We start from the raw sequence: 11,797 nt of genomic DNA, 5'->3' as shown, positions 1-11,797 counted from the left end.
AAAAATAAATTTTTAATATAAATATTCAATCTTTTTTATCATTTTTGTACTCTTAATTTTTTGAGTAAAAGATGAAAATAAAATATTCTGAATTGATAGATCAAACGCTTTATTTTCCTCAGGAAGAACTAAAGTACGAAGATCATCAACTTTACTTTCATGACATTCCTTTGATGGAGTTGGTAGAAAAATTTGGCACCCCGCTTAAATTTAGCTATTTGCCAAAAATTTCTGAAAACATCAAAAAAGCCAAAAATTGGTTTAAAGATGCCATCAAGAAAAATGAATATAAAAAATCTTATCGATATTGTTATTGTACCAAGTCTAGTCACTTTTCTTTTGTTTTAGAAGAGGCACTTAAAAATGATATTTCGTTAGAAACTTCATCCGCTTTTGATATTGATATTGTGAGAAAACTTTACGAAGGCGGTAAAGTTGAAAAAGATATAGAAGTGGTTTGTAATGGTTTCAAAACAGATGATTATTTGAACAAGATTTCAGATTTAATTAATCAAGGTTTTGAAAACGTAATTCCTATTTTGGATAATTACCGAGAATTGGATAAATTAACGGAAAGCATTGATGCTACTTTTGATATCGGTATCAGAATTGCTTCAGAAGAAGAGCCGAAATTCGAGTTTTATACCAGTAGATTGGGAATCGGATATAAAGATATTATCCCATATTATTCTCAGAAGATTGCCGAGCATCCAAATGCAAGGTTGAAGATGCTTCACTTTTTTATCAATACTGGGATTAAAGATACCTCATATTATTGGAATGAATTGTTCAAATGTTTGCGTGTTTATGCACGTTTAAAAAAAATTGCTCCAGAGGTAGATTCTCTTAATATTGGTGGAGGTTTTCCTATAAAAAGTTCTCTTCAGTTTGATTATGATTATGAATATATGGTGGGAGAAATTGTATATCAAATCAAAAAATTCTGCGAAGAAGAAGGCGTGGAAGAGCCAAATATTTATACGGAATTTGGTAGTTTTACTGTTGGGGAAAGTGCTGGTAATTTGTATCAAATTATTTCGCAAAAACGTCAGAACGACAGAGAAAAGTGGAATATGATAGATTCTTCTTTTATGACTACTTTGCCAGATTCTTGGGCTATTTCTAAAAGATTTATTATGCTTCCGCTTAACCGTTGGGAAGATTCTTATGAAAGAGTATTTTTGGGAGGTCTTACTTGTGATTCGGATGATTATTACAACTCCGAACAGCATGCTAATGCTATCTATTTGCCTATTTTTAGTGATACCAAACCGCTTTATATAGGTTTTTTCAATACAGGGGCTTATCAGGAAACGATAAGTGGTTTTGGAGGAATTCATCACTGTTTGATTCCGCAGCCGAAACATGTTTTGATTTATAAAGCAAAAAACGGTAAGCTTCAATACGAAGTTTTCAGCGAAGAACAAAAGCCGGAAGATGTGTTAAAGCTTTTAGGTTACTAATAAATTAAAGCTCAGAAATTATTTCTGAGCTTTTTTATTTTACGAAATCTTTAGATTTTTGTGATATTTGAGGTTTTTTAGTTAAACTAAGCTTCTATATAGTGCGGAAATTTTTGTAAAGCACTCAAATAAACTATATTTGTAATAGATTGAAAATTTGATTATGAAAGGACAAAACAAACTTTTTTTTGCCATTATTATTGCTTTGATTTTAGGAGTAATGATTGGTGGTGTGGTGCATACTTTTTTTCCTGAAAGTGTGGAGCCTTTTTCTAAAAATATTAAGCTTTTAGGTACAATTTTTATCAGATTGGTTCAGATGATTATTGCTCCGCTGGTATTTACAACTTTGGTTGTTGGTATTGCAAAAATGGGCGATACAGCAATGATTGGTAGAGTGGGAGGTAAGGCGATGCTTTGGTTTATATCAGCGTCTTTAATTTCTTTATTGCTAGGATTGGTTTTGGTGAATTGGTTAGAGCCAGGTCATGTTACAAAACTTCCGATACAAGATGCTAATTCTGTTTCTGAAATTATTAGCAATAGCAAAGGTTTTACATTAGAAGATTTTGTGAAGCATATAGTTCCTAAAAGTATTTTTGAAGCTTTTGCTACAAATGAGGTTCTTCAGATTGTGTTGTTTTCCGTAATGTTCGGTATTGCACTTTCGCAATTTAGCGACGAATATTCTAAACCTATCATAAAATCTTTGGATATTATTGCTCATGCAATTTTGAAAATGGTAAGTTATATTATGTGGTTTGCTCCGCTTGGTGTTTTGGGAGCAATTGCTGCGGTAGTTTCTACAAATGGATTTGAGATTTTTAAAGTTTATGCAATATATCTTAGAGATTTCTTTTTTGCTTTGCTTTTATTATGGTTGTTGCTTTGTATTGTAGGATATTTAATTTTAGGAAATAGATTATTTGAACTATTGAAAAGAATAAAAGCTCCATTGTTAATTGCTTTTTCCACAACAAGTTCAGAAGCTGTTTTTCCGAAATTAGTAGAAGAATTAGAACGTTTTGGGTGTAATAATAGAATTGTATCATTCATCTTGCCATTGGGATATTCATTTAATCTGGATGGAAGTATGATGTATATGACGTTTGCTTCAATTTTTATTGCTCAAATTTATGGAATTGAAATGACTGTGGGTCAGCAAATTACAATGCTTCTTGTGTTAATGCTTACCAGTAAAGGAATTGCAGGCGTGCCAAGAGCTAGTTTGGTAATTATTGTTGCTACTTGTTCTATGTTTGGAATTCCACCAGAAGGAATTGCTTTAATTCTTCCAATAGACCATTTCTGTGATATGGGAAGAAGTATGACAAATGTTCTTGGTAATGCTTTAGCAACTTCTGCAGTGTCAAAATGGGAAGGTCAGCTAGAACAACATGGCGGAGAATTGTAGAGTAAGAATATAAATTTTAATAAAAAACAAACCCTTCAAAGAATTTTCTTGAAGGGTTTTTTAGTTTAATTTGAAAAAGATTTATTAATAAGTTCTTAATCCAGCTCTTGGTCCTGCAGAAGCTACTGTAGCTTGAATTCTATCTTTTTGTCCTGCAGAGAACATAAACATTGCAGCATCATCTACATAATCCATATAGTTCATAAACATTACAGACCTAGAAACTCCACCACAAGTATTGTACATTGGATAAGTTGGTTTTCCGTAGTTAGCACCAGTTTGAGTAGGTGTATCAGCAACTAAATCACTTCCACAAGTTGCATCTCCCCAAATGTGTCTAAGGTTTAAGTAATGTCCAACTTCGTGAGTTGCAGTTCTACCTAAGTTGTAAGGAGCTGTAGCGCCAGTAGCTGCAAAATAAGGCGCAGCAATTACAACACCATCATTCCAAAGTCCAGCAGATTCTGGGAATGTAGCATAACCAAGAATTCCTCCCATGTTACCAACTACCCAAATGTTGAAATAGCTAGATGGAGAAGTTGCGTTAATGCCACCAGTGGTTGATTTTTTCATAGCATCATTGGTTCCCCATTTAGTTTTTGTTGTAGATTTTCTTACGGTATTTACTAAGTGGAATCTAACTTTAGTATCTCCAGCTTTTACACCAGAAAATTCTGTTGGGATTTTTGAAGCATCTGTATTAGTGCCTCCAAAATCTGCATTAAGGATAGCAATCTGTTCTGCGATTTTTGCGTCTGATACATTTTCTGCTGCAGTTTTGTATAAAACGTTTACTACTACAGGGATGTCAATACTTCCGTCAGCATTTACTCTGCCTGCTCTTTTTGCTTTTATAAAGCTGTCAACGCCAGATTCAATTTTAGAATATCTAGCTTTTGCTTCAGGGTTTGTTGCTAATAGATTAGCTCTGATTTCTTCAGATGGACAAGATTTTCTTGAAGCTACGCTTGTTAGAGCGTCGTCTGTAGTGTTTTCTGTTGATTCTGTTGTTGTGTTACAAGCAGCCAACATTCCAAGCGCAAGCGCGCCGAATAAAAGTTTCTTCATAGCAAATTTTAATTTTTAATTAATTTTATCTTCAGTTTGGCGAATTTAGATTGTTTAAATTTATCTTGCAATGTTTTTTATTAAAAATTTTCAAAAAAAGTTATTTTATCCATTGTTTTTGGGTGTTTTAGGTGTTTTTTATTTGTTAAATTATTAAAATTTATTAAATTTATTTTAAAAATTTATTTCAAAAAATATTATAAATAATGTAATGTCTCGTGTTAATTGGTGGTTTTTGATAAAAAAAAGATTATTTTTTTTAATAATCATCAAAAATAAAAATCCACCAAAATTATTTGATGGATTTTTAAAGAAAAGTATGATTTTAATATGAATTAATTTTCTGTTGGTCTAAAAACCAAGCCGCTTTCGTCGAAATAATCTAATGTAATTCTGTCGCCTTCATTTACATTTCCTGCCAAAATCTCTTTAGATAATTTATTCAAAACTTCGTGTTGAAGAACTCTTTTCAAAGGTCTAGCTCCGAAAACTGGGTCATAACCTTTGTTGGTTAAATATTTTAAAGCGTCTTCTGTTGCAGTTAAAATAATATTTCGTTTTTCTAACATTTCGTTGAAACCTCTCAATTGGAAAGTCACAATTCTACCAATTTGAGATTTACTTAACGGTTGGAAAAGTACTACTTCATCAATTCTATTTAAAAATTCTGGACGGAGAGATTGTTTCAATAATCCAAAAACTTCTTCTTTCGTTTGTTCTATTGTTTCTTCGTTAATGTTATCATCTTTGTCGCGCTGAGCGGAGTCGAAGCGTTCCTGTATAATATGCGAACCTAAATTCGATGTCATAATGATAATAGAGTTTTTGAAATTTACCACTCTACCTTTATTGTCTGTTAATCTTCCATCGTCCAAAACTTGTAACAAAGTGTTGAAAACATCAGGATGCGCTTTTTCAATTTCATCTAAAAGTACCACTGAATAAGGTCTTCTTCTCACTGCTTCGGTCAATTGTCCGCCTTCATCGTAACCAATATATCCTGGAGGCGCACCTACTAATCTTGAAACACTGTGTCTTTCTTGATATTCACTCATGTCAATTCTCGTCATATTGTTTTCATCATCAAATAAAAACTCGGCTAAAGCTTTTGCTAGCTCCGTTTTACCAACACCGGTTGTTCCTAAAAATAAGAACGAACCAATTGGTTTTTTATCATCGCTCAATCCAGCTCTATTTCTTCGAATTGCATCTGCAACAGCCGAAATGGCTTCTTCTTGCCCAACAACTCTGTGATGAAGTTCGGTTTCTAAGTTTAATAATTTTTCTCTTTCAGATTGAAGCAGTTTAGTCACAGGAATTCCGGTCCATTTTGCAATAATTTCAGAGATGTTTTCAGAAGTTACTTCTTCTTTAATTAATTCATTCTGATTGTTTTGCATTTCGATTTCTAATTTTTTCAACTCTTCTTCTTTGTCACGAAGTTTTCCGTACTGAATTTCTGCTACTTTAGCGTAATCTCCGGCTCTAGAAGCTCTTTCAGCTTCCAATTTTAAAGATTCAATTTCTTTTTTTATCTGAGTTAAATCTTCTGATTTTTGTTTTTCCCCAAGCCATTTTGCGTGAATTTCGTTTCTTTGTTCAGAAATTTTTGCAATGTCTTCTTTTAAATGATTAATTTTTAATTCATTTTTTTCTCTGGTGATGGCAGCTAATTCAATTTCCAACTGCATTAATTTTCTGTCTAAAACATCCAATTCTTCTGGTTTTGAATTGATTTCCATTCTCAATTTAGCCGAAGCTTCATCAATCAAGTCGATGGCTTTATCTGGTAAAAATCTATCCGAAATATATCGTTGAGACATTTCTACTGCTGCAATAATCGCTTCGTCTTTTATTCTTACTTTGTGATGCGCTTCATATTTATCTTTAATTCCTCTGAGGATAGAAATAGCCGATTCAGTATCAGGTTCTTCCACCATTACTTTTTGGAAACGTCTTTCAAGTGCTTTATCTTTTTCGAAATATTTTTGATATTCATTTAAAGTGGTTGCACCAATCGCTCTCAGTTCTCCTCTTGCCAAAGCTGGTTTCAAAATATTTGCAGCGTCCATCGCTCCTTCACCGCCGCCAGCTCCTACTAAAGTATGGATTTCATCAATGAAAAGAATGATTTGACCATCACTTTTAATTACTTCATTCACAACAGATTTCAAACGTTCTTCAAATTCACCTTTGTATTTTGCACCGGCGATTAAAGCACCCATATCTAATGAATACAAAGTTTTATCCATTAAATTTTCGGGAACGTCTCCACTGATGATTCTGTGAGCAATTCCTTCTGCGATGGCAGTTTTACCAACACCTGGCTCACCAATTAGAATTGGATTGTTTTTGGTTCTTCTCGAAAGAATTTGCAAAACTCTTCTGATTTCTTCATCACGACCAATTACAGGGTCTAATTTTCCTTCTGCAGCTAATTCGTTGAAGTTTTTAGCATATTTATTTAAAGATTGATATGTTTCTTCTGAGCTTGCTGAAGTCGCCTTGCTTCCTTTTCTCAATTCTTGAATTGCCATTTCCAAAGATTTTTTAGTCACTCCAAAATCTTTTAAAATTTTAGAAACTTCAGAATTTACATCCAAAAGTGAAAGCCAAAGATGTTCTATGGTAACGAATTCGTCGCCCATTTTCTTAGCAACATTAGGAGCGTCTAGCAATACTTTGTTTGCAGATTGAGAAAGATAAATGTTGCCACCTTGTACTTTTGGTAAGTTTTCTAAAGCTTCACGGTTTTTTTCTCGTATTAAATTAAGGTCTGCTTCAGATTTTTTCATCAAAAAAGCAGAAATATTTTCATCTACTTGAAGAATTCCTTCTAGTAAATGTTGAGGTTCAATGCTTTGATGGCCAAAATCAAGCGCAATTTGTTGTGCTTTTTGAATGGCTTCTTGTGATTTTGTGGTATATTGATTTAGATTCATAATATTTTAGTTGATTTTTGTTTTTCTTTTTAGATTATTACAAGATTTGTGAAATTTTTCACTTAACTTTTAAAAATATTAAGACTAAAATTTGAGTTCTTTTTAATAATTATTTTAATCTTAATGCTTATTTAATCATTTAATTGGCTTGCGCCGAATATTCTATTTCGAAGTGATTATTTCAAAAAGTGTTCAAAAACTAGAATTCAGTCAAATTTTCTGAAATGGAAGATTTTAGAAAAGAATATCCGACAAATTTTCCTATAAACAATTTGTTTTAAGTCGTTTAAAAGACAGAAATTCCGATTTTTTAGATTTTTAAATCGTGTTAAAATTTAAAATATCAACACTAAAGAAAAAAAATGTAATTTAGTAACTCAATATTTTGTAATTTAATGGTTATGACTAATTGGAAATTTGCAAAAGCAATAGACGAAAACGAAGAATTCCGAATCAATCACTTGAATATTTGGAATTTTCCGTGGCATTGTCTCAATAAAAAAGTAGAAGTATTGGGACCTTACGAAGGACAAGTTTATTATTTCAAACATTATGAAATAACAGATGGAACTCAGAAAATTGAGTTTGTTGCAGGAGAATTTGTGAATTCTAAAGTTGGAATTTACATCAAAGACGATTTATGTGACCAAAAAATTTAAACAATGAATCAAAAATTAGTAACAACCATCATAAGCACCATTTTTTCTTTTGTAATTTTGGTTCCGCTTAGTTTTTTAATGAATAAATTCATCAATAAATCAGAGCAATCTTTTTTTGATTTTTTTGAAGAAAGATGGTATATTTTTTTCGCTTTTGCTCTTGTTTTTGCGGTTTATAATTCGTATTTTAAAAATAGAAAATCCAATTAATGACACCAACTGAAACCGCAAACTATATTCTCAGTCAAGATTTTTTCTCGCAATGGATGGACGTTAAATTGATAGAAATTAGAGAAAATTATTGTTTAATAGAAATGCCAATTCGCCAAGAAATGATTAACGGACTTAAAACTGTTCACGGAGGTGTAACGTTTTCTTTTGCAGAATCAGCTTTGGCTTTTTCTTCTAACAATACGGGTAATGCAGCAGTTGCACTCAATTGTATGATTAATTTTACCAAAGCGGTAAGACTTGGGGATGTGTTAATTGCAGAAAGTATTTTGATGGCAGACACCAGAAAAACGGCGGTTTATGACATTACCATTACTAATCAACATAAAATTGTGGTGGCAAGTTTCCGCGGAACAGTTTATAAATTAGATAAAAAAGTGACGGATTTGTAGTTTCAAAATTTTGAACTAGAAATCATTGCGCACTTTGTTAAAAATAATATGCAAGCATACGTATCATCAGAAATAAAAAGAAATATTGCAGAAATCACTTTTGGGACTCCTAAAAGTAATTCTTTGCCGAGTGAAATTTTAGAAAAATTAGCTCAAACCATTTTGGTAGAAGCAGCCAAAGATGAGGTTAAAATAATCTTGTTGAAATCTTATGGTGAAAAAGCATTTTGTGCTGGAGCAAGTTTCGACGAGTTGTTAGAAATCAACGATTTAGAAGCTTCTAAAAATTTCTTCGGTGGATTTGCAAAGGTTCTCAATGCTATAAGAACTTGTGGTAAAATAGTTGTGGTAAGAGTTCAAGGTAAAGCGACTGGCGGCGGAGTAGGAATTGCTTGTGCTGCAGATTATTGTTTTGCGACAAAAGATTCAAGTTTGGCTTTGCCAGAGTTAAATTTAGGAATCGGACCTTTTGTAATTGGCCCTTTTGTTGAGAGAAAAATTGGTAAATCTGAGTTTACAGCAATGAGTTTGGATATAGAATTTAGAGATTCAAATTGGGCAAAAGAAAACAATATTTATCATCAAGTTTTTGAAAATATTTCTGAAATGGATGAAGAAATTGAGAAGTTTACAGAAAAATTAGCAACTAAAAGTACAGATGCTCTAGCTTTGATAAAAAAAGTATCTTGGGAAGGTACAGAACATTTTGATAAGTTAATGCCCGAAAGAATTTTGATGAGTGCTTCTTTGCTTTTGAAAGATTCTACCAAAGAAAATATCGAAAAAATTAAACTAAATTTAGGCAAGAAAAATTAAAAAAATGCTTCTCTTGATTTGAGAAGCATTTTTTTTGGTGAAAATAAAGAGTTCTAAATTTACAGTTCTTTAATTTTTTCAAATTCATTAATTATATCTTCAATAGGCTCTGTACCAACAGAAATTCTTATAATTCTAGGGTCTAAACCTGCTTCTTCTAAAAATTTTCTACCTTCTTCCGTTTGTAATAAATCAAAATGAGCCAAGTAAGTATATGGCATTGCTAAAGTGAATTCTGTTCCTAAACTAGGACCTTTAGAAAAATTAAGAGCCTTGTAACAATCTGATAAAGGTTTTTTGAAAATTACAGTTAATAAGCCAATATGATTATCGTTTTTTCTAATTTTTAAGAAGTTTTGCCAAGATTTTTCTTCATAAACTGAATAAATTTTTTCTACAAAATCCTGCTCTTTCAAGTAATCGTAAAGTTGAGAAACGTTTTTAGAAATTTTCTGCATTCTCACTTCGTATTCTTGCATTTCGAATGCTAATCTTTTGCAATCTAAAACATAAGGTTTCAAAGTATATTTTTCAATTTCTTCTTTTATTTGATTTTGATACTCAGAATTTTCATTCACCATTACAGCTCCCATCAAAATATTGGCATTTCCGCAAGCAAATTTAGTAAGACTTTCTACCGCAATATCGCAATATTGAAGCACTTCTGCACAAAACGGACTCGCCATAGTATGGTCTAAAATCAAACCAATTCCATGTTTTTTGCAAAGATTAGACAACCAAGGTAAATCTAAGCATTGTAAAATAGGATTGCTTACCGTTTCGGAAATAATATTGGCAACTTTTTGGTGGTTTTCTGCCAACCAATTTTCAAATTGTTCTTTTTGATGAATATTAATGTAAAGAAAACTTTCGTCACTTCTTTTTTTGATGATGTCGATTGAATCTAAATATAACCAACCCAATTGTACGTTCAGCGTTTTTCCTTCTTTTCTTTTGATTTGAGTTAACGTTTCAATTGCCGAAAATACGGCATTTGTACCAGAATTTGTTAAGAAAATATTTTCTTTTTTTGCAGAATAAGCTTCCGAAAGGATTTTAGTAATTTCTTCTTCTGGCTGTTCTATTTCTAATCTTTCTTCCTTAAAAAGTTCGTTAATAAGAGCTTTGTCGAACAGAATTTTTTCTGCATTTCTAGAACTTATAATCGCTCCAATATTTTGAATTATTTTCTTTACCTGAATTGTTTTTTTGTGGTTTTTTGGCAAAATTAAGAAACATACATTTTCAAAAATTATACTTTCAAAATGCTCTTCAACAAGGTTTTCTATCAAATTTTTTGCATGAATTGATGTGATGGGAAAAACCATTTTGCTGTCATCAATTTGATGAAGATTTTTTACATGTTCTTCTAACTTTTGAATCATTTTATTTTTAAAAAATCTTGGATAACCATTTTTTAATTGATTCAAAATTTCTGGTCTGTTTTCTTCGTAGCCAATTACATCTTCTAAAGTGGGCAAACTCACCGAAACAGAATGCGGATTGTTTACAGGCAAAGAATTTCCTAACGGTATATGTTGAATTTTGTATGTCATTTTATTGTAAAGCTTGAGATAAATCTTCTATTAAATCTTCAGTGTTTTCGAGTCCTATAGATACTCTTACTGTGGCATTATCTATTCCTTTTGAGTCTAAACTGTCTTTAGAATTGGTAGCGTGACTCATCTGAGCCGGAATTTCTAACCTAGAATCCGAAGTTCCAAAAGAGACTTTTTTTCCGAAAAGTTTAGTATTGTTAATCAATTTATTGGCAGCTTCTTCATTTTCTAATTGAATGGTAAGAACTGCGGGAACAATGCTCATCTGCTTTTTCGCTAATTCTTTTTGTTCAAAATCTTCTAAAGCGGGAAATTTTACGCTTTTAATTTGAGGAAAAGTTTTTAGAAATTTTGCAATTTTCAAAGCACTTTCTTCCTGAGCTTTCATCCTGTAAACGAGCGTTGGCAAGCCTAAAGAAGTGAGAAAAACATCCATCGGACTTTGAGCATTTCCATAAGCATTGGCGTAAAATCTTACTTTTTGATGAAGTTCTTCAGTTTTAGAAACCACAGCACCTGCAATTACACTTCCGTGCCCTGAAATAAATTTTGTGGTAGAAAAAAACGAAATATCCGCGCCTAAATCCAAAGGTTTTTGGGAAACAAAAGTACACATGCTGTTGTCAACTGCAAAAAGAGTGTTGTATTTTTTACTGAGAATTGCAATGGCTTCTAAATCTATTATTTTGAGACTTGGATTGGTTGGAGATTCGCAAAGAACCAAAGCAATTTCGTTGTTTTTGAGTTCTTCTTCTACCAAATTCAGATTGGTGAAGTCTGTATAAATAGTTTTGATGTCATTTTTTTCTGCCAAAACTTTTAACAATCTATACGTTCCGCCATAACTGTCGTTTTCAACCAAAACGGTGTCGCCATTTTTTAGAACCGTTTCAAAAAGCACAGAAATAGCAGCAATTCCGGTGTTGGTACAAACACAACCGAAACCGTTTTCAGCTTTTGCAAAAATATTTTCCAAAGCATTTCTTGTAGGATTATCAGACCTAGAATAATCGTAAATGGTATCGTTGCCTTCTTGTTTTTTGAGGTCAAAAGTTGCGGTGTTATAAATTGGGAAATGTGAAGCTCCGTAAGGATCTTTGAAACCCGAATTTTGAGCAAGATTAGCAAGAAGTGTTTCTATTTTCATCTTTTCAAGAGTATTAGACTTATTTTTCATTACAAAGTAAGTGAAAATATTACTTTTAGAATGTAATTTTAGTTGAGTTTTGAAGCTTTTCTTTGTTCTGTTTAAT

General features: G+C 32.0%; 10 protein-coding genes. 6 read left to right on the top strand and 4 right to left on the bottom strand.

The window, feature by feature from the left end:
- The first annotated feature begins 71 nt into the window (after positions 1-71).
- Together QM746_RS00395 and QM746_RS00390 are read left to right on the top strand one after the other, a co-directional pair.
- A complete protein-coding gene (locus QM746_RS00395; RefSeq protein WP_414982401.1) occupies positions 72-1,463 on the top strand; it encodes an arginine decarboxylase in 1,392 nt (463 codons plus the stop codon).
- Positions 1,464-1,626: 163 nt separating this feature from the next.
- Positions 1,627-2,877 (top strand): dicarboxylate/amino acid:cation symporter, encoded by a 1,251-nt coding sequence (locus QM746_RS00390; protein ID WP_414982400.1) that lies wholly within the window; start codon positions 1,627-1,629, stop codon positions 2,875-2,877.
- 84 nt (positions 2,878-2,961) lie between these two features.
- On the opposite strand, the gene QM746_RS00385 is transcribed toward QM746_RS00390, so the two are convergent.
- On the bottom strand, positions 2,962-3,945 hold the full coding sequence (locus QM746_RS00385) for a zinc metalloprotease (RefSeq protein WP_414982399.1): 984 nt from the start codon (positions 3,943-3,945) through the stop codon (positions 2,962-2,964).
- A 335-nt stretch (positions 3,946-4,280) separates the two neighbouring features.
- Entirely contained in the window at positions 4,281-6,887 is a 2,607-nt protein-coding gene (gene clpB, locus QM746_RS00380; protein ID WP_414982398.1) for an ATP-dependent chaperone ClpB, read from the bottom strand.
- Positions 6,888-7,288: 401 nt separating this feature from the next.
- On the opposite strand from clpB, the gene QM746_RS00375 reads away from it, so the two are divergent.
- The 4 genes from QM746_RS00375 to QM746_RS00360 are packed head-to-tail and all read left to right on the top strand — an operon-like array spanning position 7,289 to position 8,985.
- A complete protein-coding gene (locus QM746_RS00375) occupies positions 7,289-7,546 on the top strand; it encodes a hypothetical protein (RefSeq protein WP_414982397.1) in 258 nt (85 codons plus the stop codon).
- Positions 7,547-7,549: 3 nt separating this feature from the next.
- Positions 7,550-7,756: a hypothetical protein gene (locus tag QM746_RS00370; RefSeq protein ID WP_414982396.1), complete on the top strand. Its 207-nt coding sequence runs from the start codon at positions 7,550-7,552 to the stop codon at positions 7,754-7,756.
- Positions 7,756-8,169, top strand: a complete 414-nt coding sequence (locus QM746_RS00365) for a PaaI family thioesterase (RefSeq protein WP_414982395.1) — start codon at positions 7,756-7,758, stop codon at positions 8,167-8,169. The genes QM746_RS00370 and QM746_RS00365 overlap by 1 nt, the downstream gene beginning before the upstream one ends.
- Positions 8,170-8,217: 48 nt before the next feature.
- Complete coding sequence (locus tag QM746_RS00360) at positions 8,218-8,985, top strand: enoyl-CoA hydratase/isomerase family protein (protein ID WP_414982394.1); 768 nt, start codon at positions 8,218-8,220, stop codon at positions 8,983-8,985.
- Positions 8,986-9,044: 59 nt separating this feature from the next.
- On the opposite strand, the gene QM746_RS00355 is transcribed toward QM746_RS00360, so the two are convergent.
- Positions 9,045-10,541 (bottom strand): PLP-dependent transferase, encoded by a 1,497-nt coding sequence (locus QM746_RS00355; protein WP_414982393.1) that lies wholly within the window; start codon positions 10,539-10,541, stop codon positions 9,045-9,047.
- Position 10,542: 1 nt separating this feature from the next.
- A complete protein-coding gene (locus tag QM746_RS00350; RefSeq protein ID WP_414982392.1) occupies positions 10,543-11,691 on the bottom strand; it encodes a trans-sulfuration enzyme family protein in 1,149 nt (382 codons plus the stop codon).
- Between the last annotated feature and the right edge of the window lie 106 nt (positions 11,692-11,797).

It is taken from the genome of Cloacibacterium sp. (genome assembly GCF_047601505.1).
GTDB lineage: Bacteria > Bacteroidota > Bacteroidia > Flavobacteriales > Weeksellaceae > Cloacibacterium.
The sequence above is the reverse complement of the archived record's forward strand: the minus strand, read 5'-3'. Positions and strand labels throughout refer to the sequence as shown.

What these genes read in the sequence shown, in the direction of transcription:
- QM746_RS00390 (WP_414982400.1), top strand. Translation starts at nt 1,627, where the DNA reads ATGAAAGGACAAAACAAACTTTTTTTTGCCATTATTATTGCTTTGATT.
- clpB (WP_414982398.1), bottom strand. Translation starts at nt 6,887, where the DNA reads ATGAATCTAAATCAATATACCACAAAATCACAAGAAGCCATTCAAAAA.
- QM746_RS00360 (WP_414982394.1), top strand. Translation starts at nt 8,218, where the DNA reads ATGCAAGCATACGTATCATCAGAAATAAAAAGAAATATTGCAGAAATC.
- QM746_RS00365 (WP_414982395.1), top strand. Translation starts at nt 7,756, where the DNA reads ATGACACCAACTGAAACCGCAAACTATATTCTCAGTCAAGATTTTTTC.
- QM746_RS00350 (WP_414982392.1), bottom strand. Translation starts at nt 11,691, where the DNA reads ATGAAAATAGAAACACTTCTTGCTAATCTTGCTCAAAATTCGGGTTTC.
- QM746_RS00375 (WP_414982397.1), top strand. Translation starts at nt 7,289, where the DNA reads ATGACTAATTGGAAATTTGCAAAAGCAATAGACGAAAACGAAGAATTC.
- QM746_RS00395 (WP_414982401.1), top strand. Translation starts at nt 72, where the DNA reads ATGAAAATAAAATATTCTGAATTGATAGATCAAACGCTTTATTTTCCT.
- QM746_RS00370 (WP_414982396.1), top strand. Translation starts at nt 7,550, where the DNA reads ATGAATCAAAAATTAGTAACAACCATCATAAGCACCATTTTTTCTTTT.
- QM746_RS00355 (WP_414982393.1), bottom strand. Translation starts at nt 10,541, where the DNA reads ATGACATACAAAATTCAACATATACCGTTAGGAAATTCTTTGCCTGTA.
- QM746_RS00385 (WP_414982399.1), bottom strand. Translation starts at nt 3,945, where the DNA reads ATGAAGAAACTTTTATTCGGCGCGCTTGCGCTTGGAATGTTGGCTGCT.